Source organism: Mucilaginibacter polytrichastri (genome assembly GCF_001911425.1).
Taxonomy (GTDB): domain Bacteria; phylum Bacteroidota; class Bacteroidia; order Sphingobacteriales; family Sphingobacteriaceae; genus Mucilaginibacter; species Mucilaginibacter polytrichastri.
This window is the reverse complement of record NZ_MPPL01000001.1, coordinates 2840031-2857871: the sequence shown is the minus strand read 5'-3', so window position 1 is coordinate 2857871 and position 17841 is coordinate 2840031. Positions and strand designations below refer to the sequence as shown.

14 protein-coding genes are annotated in these 17841 nt (G+C 42.2%); 8 read left to right on the top strand and 6 right to left on the bottom strand.

All coding sequences use genetic code 11. The annotated features are described in order from the left end of the window. Positions 1–1035: 1035 nt before the first annotated feature. A complete protein-coding gene (locus RG47T_RS12125; protein WP_074489710.1) occupies positions 1036–1569 on the bottom strand; it encodes an RNA methyltransferase in 534 nt (177 codons plus the stop codon). A gap of 2 nt (positions 1570–1571) precedes the next feature. Next, on the bottom strand, positions 1572–2729 hold the full coding sequence (locus RG47T_RS12120; protein ID WP_074489709.1) for a galactokinase: 1158 nt from the start codon (positions 2727–2729) through the stop codon (positions 1572–1574). A 164-nt stretch (positions 2730–2893) separates the two neighbouring features. On the opposite strand from RG47T_RS12120, the gene RG47T_RS12115 reads away from it, so the two are divergent. From RG47T_RS12115 to RG47T_RS12100, 4 genes are all read left to right on the top strand, one after another. Next, positions 2894–3184, top strand: a complete 291-nt coding sequence (locus tag RG47T_RS12115; protein ID WP_074489708.1) for a YciI family protein — start codon at positions 2894–2896, stop codon at positions 3182–3184. Positions 3185–3292: 108 nt separating this feature from the next. Further along, positions 3293–4147, top strand: a complete 855-nt coding sequence (locus RG47T_RS12110) for an aldo/keto reductase (RefSeq protein WP_074489707.1) — start codon at positions 3293–3295, stop codon at positions 4145–4147. A gap of 138 nt (positions 4148–4285) precedes the next feature. Further along, positions 4286–4828 carry a hypothetical protein gene (locus tag RG47T_RS12105; protein ID WP_139235681.1) on the top strand — a complete coding sequence of 181 codons (543 nt, stop codon included), beginning with the start codon at positions 4286–4288 and terminating at the stop codon, positions 4826–4828. A 265-nt stretch (positions 4829–5093) separates the two neighbouring features. Next, positions 5094–6200: a hypothetical protein gene (locus RG47T_RS12100; RefSeq protein ID WP_074489705.1), complete on the top strand. Its 1107-nt coding sequence runs from the start codon at positions 5094–5096 to the stop codon at positions 6198–6200. Positions 6201–6323: 123 nt separating this feature from the next. On the opposite strand, the gene RG47T_RS12095 is transcribed toward RG47T_RS12100, so the two are convergent. Both RG47T_RS12095 and RG47T_RS12090 read right to left on the bottom strand, forming a co-directional pair. After that, positions 6324–7217, bottom strand: a complete 894-nt coding sequence (locus tag RG47T_RS12095) for an MBL fold metallo-hydrolase (protein ID WP_074489704.1) — start codon at positions 7215–7217, stop codon at positions 6324–6326. Between the two features lie 307 nt (positions 7218–7524). Beyond that, on the bottom strand, positions 7525–8100 hold the full coding sequence (locus tag RG47T_RS12090; RefSeq protein ID WP_074489703.1) for a YceI family protein: 576 nt from the start codon (positions 8098–8100) through the stop codon (positions 7525–7527). A gap of 180 nt (positions 8101–8280) precedes the next feature. Between RG47T_RS12090 and RG47T_RS12085 the strand changes: the two genes are divergently transcribed. The 4 genes from RG47T_RS12085 to RG47T_RS12065 all read left to right on the top strand — a co-directional run bounded on the left by RG47T_RS12085 (position 8281) and on the right by RG47T_RS12065 (position 13814). After that, the gene (locus tag RG47T_RS12085) at positions 8281–8706 is read left to right on the top strand and encodes a hypothetical protein (protein ID WP_074489702.1); all 426 of its coding nucleotides are present in this window, start codon (positions 8281–8283) and stop codon (positions 8704–8706) included. Between the two features lie 447 nt (positions 8707–9153). Further along, entirely contained in the window at positions 9154–11763 is a 2610-nt protein-coding gene (gene mutS, locus RG47T_RS12075) for a DNA mismatch repair protein MutS (protein WP_074489700.1), read from the top strand. A gap of 119 nt (positions 11764–11882) precedes the next feature. Further along, positions 11883–13178: a M48 family metallopeptidase gene (locus tag RG47T_RS12070; RefSeq protein WP_083627391.1), complete on the top strand. Its 1296-nt coding sequence runs from the start codon at positions 11883–11885 to the stop codon at positions 13176–13178. A gap of 60 nt (positions 13179–13238) precedes the next feature. Next, entirely contained in the window at positions 13239–13814 is a 576-nt protein-coding gene (locus RG47T_RS12065) for a C40 family peptidase (RefSeq protein ID WP_074489699.1), read from the top strand. Between the two features lie 14 nt (positions 13815–13828). Here the strand turns inward: RG47T_RS12065 and RG47T_RS12060 are convergent, their stop codons facing one another. After that, positions 13829–15739, bottom strand: a complete 1911-nt coding sequence (locus RG47T_RS12060) for a DUF3857 domain-containing protein (RefSeq protein WP_074489698.1) — start codon at positions 15737–15739, stop codon at positions 13829–13831. Further along, positions 15739–17718, bottom strand: a complete 1980-nt coding sequence (locus tag RG47T_RS12055) for a DUF3858 domain-containing protein (protein WP_074489697.1) — start codon at positions 17716–17718, stop codon at positions 15739–15741. Before RG47T_RS12055 ends, RG47T_RS12060 begins: the two co-directional genes overlap by 1 nt. Between the last annotated feature and the right edge of the window lie 123 nt (positions 17719–17841).

Genomic DNA, 17841 nt, shown 5'->3' with positions numbered 1-17841 from the left:
CAGGAGTGAGGGGGGAAAGGTTGGGGGAATTTGACAATTTGTTGATTTGGTAATTTGTCAATGCTTTGATGGGAGAGAAATAAGATTAATAAACTCGCGTCATTGCGAGGAACGAAGCAATCTCAGACCTAAAAGGCATTGACTTTAATAAAGCAGAATCTGTCTCATAATCCGTTTTCTATTAGGAGGGTAGGGTAAACTATTATCGTTAGTGGATGTCACATTTCTTTGACCGCCAAAGAAATGTAATCAAAAGAAAGCTCGCAGCCGGGTTCTGTTGCTATTAAGTGCAGTGGTTGGACAGGGATAGTGGTTGCCGCAACATTACCAATGCTGCATGAGAAGAGGTTATGTTAAGGTAGTAGTTGTATGGCAATTATAAACTTTGTCATTGCGAGCGATAGCGTGGCAATCTCGTCGCATACTTATTCGATCTGTATAGTCACGAGATTGCTTCGTACCTCGCAATGACAAATTTTTGAACTGTTTGCAGATACTTGGATCAAGCTATAGGTTTGGCTGACCTGTTTTAGATTTGTTGGTCAATATTAAAAAATTATCATATAGAAAGCCTCCAAATCTTAACATCAACCAATTAAAAAAAGCCCAGATCAAACCGAAAAATGGTGTACTCAAAATCGAAATTATTAATGCTTTTATGCCATATACTGGGGTATCATTAAAATACATGGCTTTAATGTTGAAAAATGACAGAATGCCACATAATATAAATACAGGCGCAACACAAAACGTGTAAGACCAGAACATTCTTTTGAATGAATATTTATTCATAAGTATTAAGTGTATAAGTACAAGCGAATGCTTTATTTAAGTTCCGTACAATGTAGGCTTGACTCGAAATAAGTGCTGTATGAATGTGTCTTTGCAGATGTTACTTTTCTGATAGATTCTTCTTTCCATTCACCAACATCTTCATCAATTGCCAAACTTTTCTGTCAATTCTACCTTGTTTTTGACAAAGATCTATATACCACAATCTGCCCATGATTTAATAAGCAGCTTTTGGCAATCGGTTTATTGAAGATTCAATTTCGCGAAAAAATCCCAAAGTACAATACCTGCCGATACTACAATATTAAATGAATGCTTGGTGCCAAACTGAGGGATTTCGATGCAATGGTCGATAGTAGCCATTACACCTTCGCTTACGCCATTTACCTCGTTACCAAATATGAGGGCGTATTTTTTATCCTGTTCGGGTTCAAAAGTATTCAGCATGATGCTGTTTTCGGCTTGTTCTACCGCTATAATTACATATCCTGCCTGCCTTAGTTTTTCAACAGCGATAACAGTATCAGTTTCGTAACTCCAGTTAATAGATTGGGTAGCGCCAAGCGCTGTTTTCTCAATTTCGCGGTGAGGGGGCTGGGCAGTGATGCCACAAAGTACAATCTGCTCAACCGCAAAACCATCGCTGGTACGGAAGATGGAACCCACATTGTGCATACTGCGCACATTATCCATTACCACAGCCACAGGGAGTTTATCCTGAGCTTTAAATTCAGAAACCGAAGGACGGTTTAGCTCGTCCAATTTTAATTTACGCATGTTTATCCGTTATACACGCCAACACCCGGCCCAATCAGCGAACTGTATACGGACGGTGCATAGCCTATTTTCCCGGTGTAAAATTCGGTAATTCCTTTGGTGAATTCATCAAAAGCATTCTTTTTTACTAAAGCTATGGCGCAGCCGCCAAATCCGGCGCCTGTCATGCGTGCTCCGGCTACATCAGGAGCATTTTTGGCGTATTCAGCAATGGTATCTAATTCTACGCCGCTTACTTCGTAAAGTTTGCTGAGAGAATCGTGCGAGGCATACATCAGTTTGCCAAACTCTAGCAGGTTATGGGCAGCTAATTCTTTAGCAGCCAGTTTTACCCGGTCATTCTCTTCAATTACGTGTTGTGCACGGTTTTTAACCGTTTGGTCGGTAATTAGATGCTCGTATTGTTTAAACTTGGCGGCATCAATGTCGCACAAGTTTTGAATATCTAGTTCGGTTTGTAATGCTGCTAAAGCTGTCTGGCACTCTTGTACACGTTCGTTATATTTAGATTCGGCCAGTTTGCGGGGTTTGTTGGTATTGATAATAGCCAGCAGGTATTCGCCCAAATGGCAATCTACTGCCTGGTAATCCAGCGTATCGCAATTTAGCATTAGTGCCTTTTCTGCTTCGCCGAAGGCAACAGCAAACTGATCCATTATACCGCTATTTAAGCCGATGAAGCTATTCTCTACCCATTTAGAGAGTTTAACCAGATCCAGCTTGCTATAACCTGACTTAAATAATTCGTTAAGTGCAAAAGCGGTAACCACCTCGATAGATGCCGAAGAAGAAAGGCCCGAACCAATAGGAATATCACCATAATAAAGCATATCCAGGCCTTGTAACTGATGGCCGTCTTTTAAAAAATGGGCCATTACCCCAAGCGGATAGTTAAACCAAAACTTATCCTGCTTGGTATAAGTGGTTTGCAGATCAATATCTAACTGTTCTTCAAAGTTGATGCTTCTTAAACGGAATTTGCCTTCTGTATTGGGGGCAACAAGCAGGTAAGTACCAAAAGTAATGGCACAAGGCATTACCAGGCCACCGTTGTAATCAATATGTTCGCCAATAAGGTTTACCCTGCCCGGTGAAAAATAGGCATTGGTAGCTTCGCTATTAAATAGTTTTTTAAACTGCTGATGTAAGTTGTGGCTCATAAAATTGGTTATTCTCAAAGAAAACAAATATGTAAAAAAATACTGTAAAATGTACAGTTATTCCGTTTGTTAGTTGATCTCAATTTTAGCGAACTTTTCTGTTCAAACGAAACAATTGTAACACTTGTGCATTTAAATAACAGCACTAACAAAAACTATAGATCATGAATCAATATCTTATTACCGCATACGATTATACAGACACCGAAGCTTTTGAAAGACGTGCAAATGTACGCCCGCACCATTTAGATACCGTGCGCGAGTTGAAAGCGAATGGTAATTATATAATAGGGGGCGCTATACTTAATGAAGATGGCAAAATGATCGGCTCTACGATGATTGTTCAATTCGAATCGGAAGAATTGCTGGAAGCCTGGAAAAACAATGATCCGTATGTAACCCAAAAGGTATGGGAAACCGTCGACATTAAGCCCTTTAAAGTTGCAGAATTGTAATGTTTATCCCATAGCTAAATGCGGCTATTATTAATTACAATAGCCTTACCATTATTGGTAAACATTAAGCTTAAATCGAACGTTTTTTAACATCAAACATCAAACCAAATGAGTAACGTAACATTTAAAAAAGATTTTACCATAGGTGGCGATTTAACCGTTAACCGGGTAGGTTATGGTGCCATGCGTATAACCGGTAAAGGTATATGGGGCCCGCCTGCAGATAAAGATGAAGCCATTAAAGTTTTAAAACGCGCGGTAGAACTGGGCGTTAATTTTATAGACACAGCAGATAGCTACGGACCCAATGTATCGGAAGAATTAATAGCCGAGGCCTTATACCCATACCCCGAAGGTTTGGTTATTGGCACTAAAGGCGGTTTGCTAAGAACAGGCCCCGATCAATGGCCGGTAGACTCAAGCCCGGAGCACTTGAAAGAAGCTCTGAATGGCAGTTTAAAGCGCCTGAAACTTGACCGGATAGATTTGTACCAACTCCACCGCATTGACACAAAGGTACCTGCAGAAAAAACTTTCGAGTTTTTAAAACAGGCACAGCAAGAAGGCAAAATTAAACACATTGGCTTATCAGAAGTAAGTGTGGATGATATTAAACATGCGCAGCAATTTTTTGAGGTGGTGTCTGTGCAAAATATGTACAGTGTGGATAACCGCAAATGGGAACCGGTTCTAGAGTATTGCAAGGAGCACCACATTGCCTTCATCCCATGGTATCCGCTAAGCTCTGGTAATGTTAAAGGATTAGCGGCTTTGCAAAAAGTAGCTTATAAGCACAATGCTACCGTACACCAGGTTGCACTAAGCTGGTTGCTGCACCATGCAGATAATATTTTACTGATACCGGGTACATCAAGCGTAGCTCACCTGGAAGATAATCTGAAAACCGCAAATGTTGAGTTAACAGAGCAGGACATGAAGGATTTGGATAACTTATCAGCATAAAACGTATTATTTAAATAAGTAAGGTGCAGCTTGGTTAAGCTGCACCTTTTTTTATGGTTATTAATTCATATATAGTTTCATTTATTAAGATATACTCCTATATTCACTTCTGTAACCCAAAAGAACCTCATTCCCTAATTGAGACGATTGATTGCCATAGTACTGTTAAGTATACTTCTGTTTACAACAGGCGGTTATTCTGTGCTGTTTGAGTATTTCTTTCACCAGTCTGATGTGCAGATTGTGAAAGAGGTTTATGATAATAAGATCGATAAAAAACTGATTGAGATAAAGATACCGGTACACTTACCGGGTATGCATGCCTGGCCCCGCTACGAACATATTGAAGGTCAGATACAGCTTAAGGGCACTTTTTACAACTATGTAAGGCTAAAAATGAGCCCCGATACTATGGCTATGCTGTGTATCCCTAATACAGTTAAAACCCGGTTATTTAATGCCAATATAATTATAGCCAAAGAAATTAATGATGTGCCGTTGGGTAAAAAGGCGCATGATTCTGTCAAAAGAACTATTGATGCACAATATGATTACCCGGTAGTAAATTACCAGTTTACCACTATAGCATCACTAATTAAAAAGGAATACGTTAATACCTATTCCTGCCTGCTTAATCCCTTCGTAGAAACACGAGGGCAACCTCCCGATTTCAGTTGTTAAATACTTCTTTTTTTGCTGATCTGTAAGGTTTAATGTGGCTTATAAAGCCATATGTAATACTTTTTGTTCAGCTTGCAGATTCCTCATGCTTTCACTTTAACGGTCATAATTTGTTGTGGTGCTATTTATTAGTATCATCAATATATTTTGATGATGTCCAGGTATTATTTATGCCTGTGAGCCATTACGTTATGCTGCCTAAGCTGTTGTATCTGTCCATTTATTATCAATCAGTTTTAACAACAATTCAACATTTAAATTTGAAATGAAATCTACTTTAAAATTGCTTGCAGTTTCTGCAATGCTTATTTGCGCGTTATATAATCATGTTTCTGCACAAGGTTGTGTAGCTATCCGCAGCACCGGCGGCTTATGTACTATGGATGAGCATCCCGACAGTGTAAATGCCAACGGTGGTGCATGGCTGTTTAACAGCAATAGCCGTTACTATAAATCTTTCAGGCACTTTATTGGTACACAAGAGCAAAAACAACGTATTGCGCTGGGTACTAATGTAATTAACCATGCCTATACCAACGATTTAACCCTTACTCGCATTTTTAATCAGCGTTGGTCTATCTCTGTCGATGTACCAGTTATTGCCAACAGCCGTTCGTCGCTGTACGAACATGGCGGCGTAAGCAGGGAAACAACGCATTCATTTGGCATAGGCGATATTCGCTTTAGCGGTTATGTATGGCTGCTTAACCCGCAAACAAATCGTAAAGGCAATATCCAGGCTGGTTTGGGCATTAAGTTCCCTACAGGTAATTACCAGTACCAGGATTATTTTTACAATGTTGGCCCCAACGGTACACGCCGCTTAGGCCCTGTAGATCAATCTATCCAGTTGGGTGATGGTGGTACCGGTATTACTACAGAGATAAATGCTTACTATAACTTTAGCCACAAATTTGGCCTGTACGGGAACTTTTATTACCTGCTAAGCCCGCGCGAGCAAAATGGTGTATCAAGTGCCCGTGGCGGCACACCAAGTGCTACGTCTGTAGCCAATAGCAGCGATGTGATGAGCGTACCCGATCAATACCTGTTAAGAGGTGGTGTAAGCTATGGTTTATCGCACTTTGTATTTACCGCAGGCGTGCGCGATGAGTGTTTGCCGGCACATGATCTGGTAGGTGGCAGCGCAGGTTTCCGCAGGCCGGGTTACATTATTTCGGCCGAACCGGGTGTTACCTTCAGACTTAAAAACCTATCGATATATGCTTATGTACCGGTGGCTGTAGTGCGCGACCGTACCATAAGTTTTGCAGACCATATTACCACAGAGTTAACCGGTGTACCAGCGCATGGCGACGCAGCCTTTGCCGACTATGCCGTTAATTTAGGAATTACATACAGATTGAAATAGGCTTGATTAGCCCTTGAGTTAAGCAAGCCGGAGGTGAGAGCCCGGCTTACGTTGATTAATTTACGCGAAAAGGTCGGGTTGAGATCCCGGCCTTTTTCTGTTTTATGGATGTCTTTTAGTTGATCAGAGGGTTAGTTCTTCATAAGCGGCAGTCAGGCTGCGCTCAATGCCCTGGCCTTGCCATTCGGTTATGCCGGGGATAGCCGTTGCTGATATAATATCGGCCTTTGTTCTGCCATTATTTATTGCGCCTTGTACAAAGGCCACCAGTTTTTCCATGTAGTTTTGCATGGCTTTCAGGTCATCCAGGGTACCGGTTACTTTTTCAGGATCGAATGCATGGCCAAATACAAACAGGGTATCTTTGTCAAATTGTTTCTGCGCTTTTTCAAGTGCCAGGGCCCAGTTCACAACAGACGCACCGGCTTTACGGTCTACAAACGGATATCGGCGGTTAAAAACAAGGTCGCCGGTATGTACAATGTTGGCATTCTCAAAATGGATCATCGTGTCGCCATTGGTATGGCCCGGCCCCCAGTAATAAGTCTTTATTTTTTCATCACCCACTTTAATCTTCCAGTGGTTGGTATACGTAATATCCGGGTAAAGTTGCTTGTCCTCGGTTTTGGCCTCTACGGCAACAGCCTTTTGGTTTTTAAGGGAGTTTTCGTGTGCGGCAACGTGTTTAACCAATCCTTTAAAGGAGATATTGCCCGATGTATGGTCGCCGTGGTGGTGGGTATTAATAAGGTACTGAAACGGCTTGTCCGATTGCTTTTTTAATTCGGCTATCAGGTCTGTAGCCGGTGCCGGAAACTCGGCATCAACAACCACAATGCCATCGTTATTAGATAGCCAGGCTATGGTGCCGCCCTGCTCGGCAAACATGCCTACATTACGGCGTAATGGTTTAAACTGATAGGGTGTTGCCGCCATGGCAGCAAAAGTTTTATTGCCGGATACGGCTAATGAGGCCAACGACAGCGCGGTTGACGATAAAAAGTGACGACGTTTCATAAGCAGCGCTAATATACAGCGGCAGACGCAGATATTTTAACGCTATGTTATAATTGTAATGTAATTAATTGCTTAGGCTTTGTGCCGAAATAACTCACCGCCCGTCATGCCGAACTCGTTTCGGCATCTCACATGCTGAGTATAAGAGTGCTAAGTTGAAGAATTCAAGTTACAGATACGCTAGGGCATACACTCGTCACGTGAGGTGCTGAAACAAGTTCAGCATGACTGAAAGATATGAAAAAAAGCCCTCCGATGTTATCGGAAGGCTTTGGCATTTCGCTGCTTTATATCAGTCGAAATAAAATTATTTGGCTTTGGCAAACTCGCCGTCAACTTTAATGGTAACATCATCGCTTAACATTGGCGCAGGGAACTTGCTGCCGAAGTTAAAATCAGAACGTTTGATTATACCGCTAACCTGGAAGCCTGCATCGTCTGCTTTGCTCATCGGGTTGGTAATGGTACCGCGGTACCAAATATCTAAAGTAACCGGTTTGGTAACACCGTGGATGGTTAAATCGCCCGTTACCTTGAATTTACCCGCGCCCGAAGCTTTAACGCCTGTGCTGGTAAAAGTCATTTGCGGGAAGTTAGCCACGTCGAAAAAATCGGCGCTTTGTAAGTGCTGATCGCGCATGTCAACGCCGGTCCATACAGATGCTGTTTTAGCAGTAAGCTCAAATTTAGCATCGCTGAAATCAGCTTTAGAAGCAATGATTTTAGCGTCAAAATCTTTAAATAAACCACTTACATCAGATACACCTAAGTGTGTGATAGTAAATTTTACCTGCGAATGCATTTTGTCATTCGTCCAGGTGGTTTGTGCAAATAATGCCGTTTGCATTAATGCCAGTGCGAAAAGTAAGGCTAGCTTTTTCATAATCGTGTGGTTTTAATATTGATGATATAATGTAACAAATATAGTGTTTAGGTTGAGTGTTTAAACTTATAGTTTTAGGGATGAATCCAGAATAGATAGACAAGAATCAAGGCAATAATTTAAAACACAACTGTTATATCTTATAACTAATTTGCGTATTATGCTTATAACCCCTTACAAATGAAATATAAAGTAATCATCTGCCTTTTGTTGGCTATCGTTTTTTCAGCTTGTAAAAAATCAAATGATGCTGTACCAAGTTCGGCCTCAATTGTTGGCAGCTGGAAGCTGGCCGAATCATACAACATTACCATAGCCGGTACGCAAAAAACCGAAGCGGATATTGCGAAGCCTATTCTGCTTAATTTTAACACTTCTTTGTACAGCGAAGCTACATCAGGGACGGTAACCCGAAGCGGTACTTATTTACTGTTAGATAAATACCAATATTATCCCGGCTATTATGCAAGCCATGTATTAAAAACAGATACCGTGATTAGAGGCACTTATGCAATTCACGTTGGTAAGCCGGATACTTTATTGATTAATTCTATTAACCAGGGGCCGGATAATGGGAGCGGGAGTGTTTATTTAAGAGTGAAATAGATTTTTGGAGAAATGCGATAAAAGGAAGACGAGCAAACTCCAACTTGCCATTGCTTCGTTACCTCAATGATAAGTTGCATAGATAAATTGGCCTACTCCCGCGTTAAGGATAGAAGTGAAAAGCCCGGAGTGGAGCGAGGACTTGTAACGGATAGCCTGGGCCGAAGGCAACGCCCATGGTAATGAGGTGGAGGTTGAGTTTTGAAGGAGTGAATAATTTAGGGATAATGCTTAATTTACATCACCATCAGTCGCTCGGGGATTATTAATGTTAGGTTGCTTTTTATAAGGTATTAATGAACTTCCTCCGGTCGGTTGTCTTCGTACCAATGACGTGTTTGATAGGCATCCGAAATCATCAATCTCTCCACACCCCTTCAAATTTTTCCACACCTGCCATAAATACACGGATAAGCCCTTAACTTTACCCATTAATTTAAAATCCGTTTGGCAAAAACCGTTCAGAAAGAAACGCCGCTCATGCAGCAATACAACGAGATCAAGACCAAGTACCCTGGTGCTTTGTTGTTATTCCGCGTTGGCGATTTTTACGAAACATTTGGGGCCGATGCTATTAAGGCAGCAGGCATTTTGGGGATCACGCTTACCAGGCGTGCTAATGGCGCGGCCACATATATCGAACTGGCGGGCTTTCCGCATCACTCTATCGAGACTTACCTGCCCAAGCTGGTACGTGCCGGTCAGCGGGTGGCCATCTGCGATCAGCTCGAAGACCCGAAGACTACCAAAACCATTGTGAAACGCGGGGTTACCGAACTGGTTACGCCCGGCGTAGCCACTAATGATAACATACTGCAACAAAAACGCAATAACTACCTGGCCTCGTTATATTTCGAGAAAAACAGCATTGGTATTGCACTGCTCGATATTTCTACAGGTGAGTTCCTGACCGCGCAGGGAAATGTGGGCTACATAGATAAACTATTGCAAAGCTTTGCGCCAAGCGAGGTAATCTACCCTAAAAGCCGGAACCACGACTTTAAGGAAAGCTTTGGCGACCGCTTTTATACCTACACGCTTGACGACTGGCCTTACAGCGGCGACTATGCACAGGAAACACTGCTGAAGCATTTCGGCGTAAAATCACTCAAAGGTTTCGGTATAGACCGATTGAATTTGGGGATTGTTGCGGCAGGTGTTGCGTTACATTATTTGAATGAAACAGAGCACCGTAAACTGCAGCATATCTCGGCTATATCACGGATTGAGGAAGACCGCTATCTGTGGCTCGACCGGTTCAGCATCCGTAACCTGGAACTGATAGGCTCTAACAACGAGAACGCCATTACGCTTGCCGATGTACTCGACCATACCTGCTCGCCTATGGGTGCGCGCTTGCTGCGCCGTTGGATTGTGATGCCTTTGAAGGAGATTAAACCCATTACCGACAGGCTAAATGTAGTGGAACACCTGATGGCCCATGAAGAACTGCGCGAAGAATTGAAACAAAACATTCGCCAGATAGGCGACCTGGAAAGGCTGATCTCGAAGATTGGTTTGCAGAAGGCCAACCCAAGGGAAGTTAGTCAGCTGAAAAGGGCATTGTCTGCTATTGATACTATTAAGGGCATGTGCAGCCAGGCCAATAGCGAACCGCTGAAAGCCATTGGTGAGCAACTGAACCCATGTACCATCATCTGCGAAAAAATAGGGAAGGAGCTTAACCCCGAGCCCCCGGTAATGATTGCCAAAGGCGGCGTAATGGCCGAAGGCATTAATGAGGAGCTTGACCGTTTGCGAAAAATTGCTTTCGGTGGTAAAGGTTATTTGCTGGAGATCCAGAAACGTGAAGCAGAATCGACAGGGATACCATCATTGAAGGTATCGTTCAATAACGTGTTTGGCTATTACCTGGAAGTTACCCATTCGCACCGCGATAAGGTACCTACGGAGTGGATCCGCAAGCAAACACTGGTAAACGCTGAGCGTTACATTACCCCCGAACTAAAAGAATATGAGGAGCAGATTTTAGGTGCCGAAGAAAAGATACTGGCTTTAGAAACCAGGCTTTACAACGAACTACTTTACGCTCTCGCCGAATATATTAAGCCAATTCAACTCAATGCGCAGCTGATAGCCCGTTTGGATGTGTTGCTGAATTTCGCAACTATATCTGAAAAGAACTATTACGTTAAACCGCAGATTAATGATAGCCGGGTAATTGACATTAAAGGTGGCCGCCACCCGGTTATTGAGCAAAATTTGCCGCCGGGCGAAGCCTATATCACCAATGATGTTTTCCTGGATTCGGAGTCGCAGCAGATAATTATCATAACCGGCCCCAATATGGCGGGTAAATCTGCCTTGCTGAGGCAAACCGGCTTAATTGTACTGATGGCGCAGATGGGCTGCTTTGTGCCGGCCAAAGAAGCTTCTATTGGTGTGGTTGATAAGATCTTTACCCGTGTGGGTGCATCAGATAACCTGTCGTCGGGCGAATCGACCTTTATGGTGGAGATGAACGAGACGGCCAGTATCCTGAATAACCTTTCTGACCGGAGCCTGATCCTGTTGGATGAGATCGGTAGAGGAACATCTACCTACGATGGTATTTCTATCGCCTGGTCTATTGCCGAGTATCTGCATGGGCATCCAACCGCGCAAGCCAAAACATTGTTTGCAACCCACTACCACGAGTTGAATGAATTAAGCAACTCCTTCCCCCGCATTAAAAACTTTAATGTTACGGTTAAAGAGGTTGGCCACCAAATCATCTTTCTACGTAAGCTGGTGCCGGGTGGCAGCGAGCATAGCTTTGGTATCCACGTAGCCAAGCTGGCTGGTATGCCGCCTAAAGTGCTGGCACGGGCTAATGATGTACTCAAAAAGCTGGAACACGAGCGTACCGGAGGTGAGCATATTAAAGAGAGTATTAAAAAGGTGCAGAAACAAGCATTGCAGCTACAAATGTTTTCGATAGATGACCCGGTATTAGTAAAGATTCGTGATACGCTAAACAACCTCGACGTAAACACCCTTACCCCGGTTGAAGCCATGATGAAACTGGATGAAATCCAGCGAATGCTGAAAGCTTAAGTGATTGATTGTGTGTTGTCTGTTACGTTTGCCAGTTAGGTTGTCTTAAACTTAATCGGTATATTTAGTAACAGTTTTGGCGCTTTGGTGTCAAACATGCAAATACTTAACCCCTCATCATGAAAGGTTCTTTACTTATCCTGTTGTTTTGCTTCTGTTTTATCGGTGTTTCTTTCGCTGCGGCTGATAGTGCTGCCACGGTGCAGAAGACAGATACCGCTATCAAAAAATTTAATTACGAAGCCGCTACACAGGCTTATATGGATAGCATCCCGCAAAAGGATAAGGCCAAATCTGATGCTTATTTTGAGGGCGGTTACTGGCTCATTTTATGGAACCTCATTTACGGTATTGCCGTGGTGGTTATATTCTATTTTACAGGGATAGCGGTTTGGCTTAAAAAGCTGGTAACCAGGATCAGCAAAAACAGCAATATTCAGAATTTTTTATACGTGGCCATCTACGCTTTAATCTCTTATGTATTAAGCTTTCCGCTGGGTGTTTATGTAGGCTACTTTAGGGAGCATCAGTACAACCTCTCGAACCTGAGCTTTGTGCAGTGGTTGCGTGAGGAAATGATTAGCCTTGGCCTTGCTGTAGTTTTTGGAAGCCTGGTTATTATGGTGTTTTACATCTTTATCAGGCGTACCGGCCAAAACTGGTGGAAATGGTGTACCGGTATTGCATTAATATTTTTAATTATAGGCGCTTTGGTGGCCCCGGTATTTATCAGCCCGCTGTTTAATAAATACCAGCCACTGGCAGATACCAAGGTAAAAGAGGGGATATTATCTATGGCCCGTGCCAATAATGTACCGGCTACCAATGTTTATCAGTTTGATGCCTCTAAACAAAGCGACCGTATCAGCGCCAATGTAAGCGGCTTTGCAGGTACTACCAGGGTTTCGCTGAATGATAACCTCCTTAAACAATGTACTCCGCAGGAGATACAAGCTGTAATGGGGCACGAGTTGGGCCATTATGTGCTTAACCACATCTACAAAATGGTCGCCATGTTTCTGATCATTATATTTATCGGTTTTGCCTTTGTTAACTGGGCTTTAAATAAAGTGCTGGCAAGGGGAACTTTCCGGTCAATGATCGTGGATCTAAAAGATATTGCAGGTTATCCGCTACTAATGTTGATATTCTCTGTATTTATGTTTTTTGCTACCCCGGTTTTTAATACGATAATCCGCACGCAAGAAATTGAGGCCGATATGTTTGGCCTCAATACTGCACGGCAACCCGATGCTTTTGCCAGGGTGGCCATCAAGCTATCCACTTACCGTAAAATGAACCCGGGTTACTGGGAAGAGATCTTCTTTTTTGATCACCCAAGCGGCCACAACCGTATACTGGAAGCCATGCGCTGGAAAGCCGAACACCTGAACGAGGGTGTGGGTAAACAGTAATTGTTGATATGTTTATAAGATTGATTTTAACTTACAATTAAAGCCCGCTATATTGGGCACATGATTACGAGCCGTACCTGTAAATTAGTCTTTATTTTATTTGCTGCCGTGTTTTTGATCACCTCGTGTAAATCAAAAAAAGCGGTACTAAAGGGTAGTCCCGGTGAAGTAGTTAAACCACAGGGCTTTATTGCCGATAAGTATGCCGAAATTATGGGTGTAGATAAAAGCAGTATCCAAAATGGGCGCTTATACAATTTTATTGAAGAGTGGAGCGGTACGCCTTACCGTTTCGGCGGTCTGGATAAAAATGGGGTAGACTGCTCCGGCCTGGCTTATTTATTAGAGCAGCAGGTATTCGGCATCAATATACCACGGATGACCAGCCAGCAGATCAACGTGATCAAACGCAAGTACGAAGACGAATTACAGGAGGGCGACCTGGTGTTCTTCGATTTCGATGGTAAAAAGTTTAGCCACGTGGGTGTATATCTGCAAAATGGGTATGTGGTGCATGCCAGTACCCGCAGGGGTGTTATTATTATTAAACTGCGCGATCCGTCTATGTATAAATACTTCTCAAGGGCGGGTTCAATTATGTCGGCAACCACTGCAGATGCTTCGGGTGCTCAGTAGGTTTTGTTACGCTTCTATTTGTTTTTAACCATGGTAATGGTATAATTATCGGCATCTACTACGGCCTGGTAAAAGTCAACCAACTCATTGTAGGCTTCTTTGGTATAGGTGCCGTCTATCAATTGCATTTTACGGGTGTACACCAGCCGATTATCTTTAATGGTTATATTAGCTATGTAATTACCAAAGTCCTTATGCAATTTAACGTCTAGCAATGCCCTGTCGGCGTGGTAGCCATCTGGTAGGGTATAGGTAATTACATCTTCATCTGTATAACCCCTGTTAATGTACATTGGGTTAACGCGGTTACGTATTTCATGCGGCGTGGTTGATATGCGGTTAACCGAGTTTATCATAAAATGTAATTTTCCGTCTTCGGTTGTGGCATATTCATGCGCCGTGAGTTTTAACTGCTCGGTGAGTACCGGCTTAATGTTTTTATCTGCCGTAAATTTCAGTGTCTCTATCTCCATGTTGTTAATAGGATACTGTTTTTGTGTGTGTTTAACCTGGTCCTGGTACGATTCTGTAAGCATACCGTCTTCGTTTTCATATTGCGAACCTCTTGATGTAGTTACTATATCGCCTTTAAGTTCACCGTTCTCATTAAGGGCAAAGTTTGCTTTTATTTCCTCTTTGTTTTCTGGTGCGGCATATTTGGGGGTGTGTAAAAGTTTACCACCATCCGGGGTACAGGCCAACACCCATCTATCGTCGGTAAAATCGCCTAAATATCCAAACGGAATAGTTTTATTGGTACACTCTAACCAGGTAGTGTCGCTCTTAAAAGGCATGCATAAGATAATATGATCGGCCTGATCCATACTGGCAAAATCACTTTTAAGGCTTGCCTTTTCACTGCCCGACTTTACAACACAGTAATAAGAATCGATATTTACTGCTTTTAACAAGGCTTGGGTATAGTTTACCAGTCCTTTGCAATCACCATAACTCAATTGGTCTACTTCTTTGGCCGGGAAAGGCTGGTAACCGCCAATACCGATCTGGATGCTCACATAGCGTGATTTGTGTTGCATATACTCATAGATCTTCCTGGCTTTTTCTTTAGGGTCGGTGATGCCTGCCGTCAGGTCTTTCATTTGCTGTACAGTTTCCGGCGATAATTGCGAACGGCTGATGAGTAGCTTATCATAGATCCATTTACCTAATTCGTTCCAATTGGTGTAGCTGCCTGCAACACCCTCATAAATAAAATCTTTTGGAGCGATGTGTACACTGGTGATGTAATTTAACTTATTAGGGCTATAAGGCTCGGCCCTGCGTGCCGGTATGTTATCTAGTTTCCAGTTATAGCTTTTCATACCTTTATCATCAGTAGCGGTTTCAACCGTGTCGGGGTAGCTTGTTTCTTTGTACCTGATGTTTGTACCTGGTTTACACAGCAGCGTGTAAGTGCTATGCTCCACAGACACACCGCTTGAATTAACCGGGAACCATGGACTTATATTTAAACTCTGATTGGTACGCAAGTCGTATTCACATTCAACCGTGTAAGGATAAGTGGTAACCGGTGGATTATAATATTTTACCCGCTCATCTTCAAATAGCGAAAAGCCATCGTAGGCATTATCATCCTTAAAGTTACTTTCGCTAAACTTACTTACAGGCTGGCCGTATTCGTTATAAATGATGCCTTTTACAGATTTAATAATCCTGCTTTTATTATGCCACAAAACTATTTCGGCCTCATCTGCACCATTTTTATTTAATACCGTAATCGCATGCTTTACATGGTAGGTTACGTTGTCATTATCTTTTATGGTAATGGTTGTTTCATCAGTGCGTACTACTGCACCGGCATAGGGTAGCAGTTTTTTGGGTATAAGGTCAATTCCGTAATTCTGTGCCTGGCTCAATTGGCAAATGCCGAGGCATAAAGCAGCCGCAAATAAAATGGTCTTCATTATTTTTTCTTGAAAATTATTTCCGAACCTTCTGATTGGATGATCTTGTTGAAAAACTCCTTTAGGTAGGGATATTCGGAAACGCTGTACACGGGCTTGGCAAATACAATAGCCTCAGAATAGGTGCAACTTTCGGTATTGTTTGTAAAATCAGTGATGATCCGGCCTCCGTTGTTTGGCAAGCCAATAGCAATATTTTTAGTGCCGCTTTCTACTACAAAATTGGCTGGTAAATGTATGGTTAGGTTAAACCTGTCTTCCGTAGGCATACCCATATCTATAGGGAAACTCCTGTCTTCTAATTTAAAGGGATTTACTTTAATATGGCCAAAAATAAATGGGTTGAGGCTTAACGATTGATGATCCAGCCCTTTGTAAGCATTTATTTCAACCTCATAAGATTCGGCCAGATATCCGCTAAGGCTATCCAAGCCTTGTATTTCTGATTTTAGAATCTTAACTTTAGGATAACGGCCATCCAAATCTTCTACATATTCATCAACAGAATTAAATTTTTTAATTTCTTTGCGTTTCAAATATCCGGCATACCCGCTCGAAAACTCTTTAAATGTGCCGGTCAGTTTTCCATCCGGCTGCAAGGTAAGATCGAAAGCGGTAGTTGTAGTTTTCTTTTGCGGTTCTGTAATGTCGAGCCAGTAAGATGGTTTCTCAAAACTAATTACCCGGCCCTGGTCATTAATACAACGAAGTGGCAACATGCCAAATGCAAGCAAGGGGTCTGAGGCATCTAGCAGGTAACTTTTGTCGCCAATGTTAATCTTGGCTACTACGTAATCAAAGTCGCTCGCCACTGGGAAAAGCCTGTTGATAACCCCATGGTCACGAGTGGATATTAACACGGCTTCTGTATTAATATCTGCAGCTTTAAGTGCGGCAATTAGCGAAAGGTTTATATCGCCTATGTTACCTGTATGTATATCCTGTGCTTTGCGTATGCCATCTTCGCTAAATACACCGTAGTAGTCATTCCACTTAAATGTTTTTTGCATGTACTGATAAATGGCCTGCGCTTTTGAAAGGTCATCTGGCTTATTAGCAATTAAACCGCCAATGCGGTCTTTCATTAAACCGCTCCGTTTTATCTGGCTGCCAAAAAGCTCATGGGTTTTAAAAAGATAATCTATATCCTTCCACTCTTTGGTAAGCTTCATTTTTACACCATTATTAAAGTTAACGTATTCTGATAGCTCGAAATAAATGGCCGACATGAAGTTTTTAGATGCCGTCATATGCTCTTCCTCAACAAACGCGGGGATATTATCCATTATAAACGTGAGGTTGCTGCAATCGCACTTGGTGCCGTAAAACGAAAAGCAATCCCTATCCAGTTCTGATGTGTTTTTTGTAAGTTTTAAAGCGCCTCTTAAACTAATGTTATATTGATAAACAGCCGGGATATTAGCATGGTACTCCGAATGTATTTTAGGAATCTCTGACTGAAATTTCCAGGTTTCAAAATTGAATACAAATGGCGACTCTGTGGTATACTTATATTCAATAACACAGCCTTTACGCATATTAGGCATATCAAACTTAACCAGGTTATGGTGTTTGTTTTGGTTAACCTTGAAAATTTTTGCCGGGTCTAATTGTGTTTGCCGCATAATACCATCATTATCAAGGTAAGTGGTTACGGCATCAATATTACCCGCTGTTTCAAAACTGTCGTTATCTTCCTTATAAAGGTCTATAACAATGTTGCCTTGCTGCTCAAAAGCCTTGCTGTCAAAAATCTTAATTTTAACGTGGTGCTCAAATTGCAGCCTGATATGGTCGCCGCCAGTGGTCATGTAGGCTTTGCCGTATTCATTCAATACAACGGCGTGCGCACTGGTATCCTTGTCATAGCTTTTCATCTGCATTTCCTGTTCGGTGGTTTTTCCGAAATCAAAATTCTGGGCAAATGATTGATAATAAGTAATAAAGGATAAAAAAAGAAGGGGTAAAAAACGCTTCATTAAAATTGCAATTAGGTGGGCATTAAATTAATACTTTATCTCAGAATGCTAAATACATTTAAAAAATATATTGTGCGGGTATAAGCAGACTTTTTCCGATTTTTGCAGTGTAGACTTTACACA

What these genes read in the sequence shown, in the direction of transcription:
- RG47T_RS12125 (WP_074489710.1), bottom strand. Translation starts at nt 1,569, where the DNA reads ATGCGTAAATTAAAATTGGACGAGCTAAACCGTCCTTCGGTTTCTGAA.
- RG47T_RS12120 (WP_074489709.1), bottom strand. Translation starts at nt 2,729, where the DNA reads ATGAGCCACAACTTACATCAGCAGTTTAAAAAACTATTTAATAGCGAA.
- RG47T_RS12115 (WP_074489708.1), top strand. Translation starts at nt 2,894, where the DNA reads ATGAATCAATATCTTATTACCGCATACGATTATACAGACACCGAAGCT.
- RG47T_RS12110 (WP_074489707.1), top strand. Translation starts at nt 3,293, where the DNA reads ATGAGTAACGTAACATTTAAAAAAGATTTTACCATAGGTGGCGATTTA.
- RG47T_RS12100 (WP_074489705.1), top strand. Translation starts at nt 5,094, where the DNA reads ATGAAATCTACTTTAAAATTGCTTGCAGTTTCTGCAATGCTTATTTGC.
- RG47T_RS12095 (WP_074489704.1), bottom strand. Translation starts at nt 7,217, where the DNA reads ATGAAACGTCGTCACTTTTTATCGTCAACCGCGCTGTCGTTGGCCTCA.
- RG47T_RS12090 (WP_074489703.1), bottom strand. Translation starts at nt 8,100, where the DNA reads ATGAAAAAGCTAGCCTTACTTTTCGCACTGGCATTAATGCAAACGGCA.
- RG47T_RS12085 (WP_074489702.1), top strand. Translation starts at nt 8,281, where the DNA reads ATGAAATATAAAGTAATCATCTGCCTTTTGTTGGCTATCGTTTTTTCA.
- RG47T_RS12070 (WP_083627391.1), top strand. Translation starts at nt 11,883, where the DNA reads ATGAAAGGTTCTTTACTTATCCTGTTGTTTTGCTTCTGTTTTATCGGT.
- RG47T_RS12065 (WP_074489699.1), top strand. Translation starts at nt 13,239, where the DNA reads ATGATTACGAGCCGTACCTGTAAATTAGTCTTTATTTTATTTGCTGCC.
- RG47T_RS12060 (WP_074489698.1), bottom strand. Translation starts at nt 15,739, where the DNA reads ATGAAGACCATTTTATTTGCGGCTGCTTTATGCCTCGGCATTTGCCAA.
- RG47T_RS12055 (WP_074489697.1), bottom strand. Translation starts at nt 17,718, where the DNA reads ATGAAGCGTTTTTTACCCCTTCTTTTTTTATCCTTTATTACTTATTAT.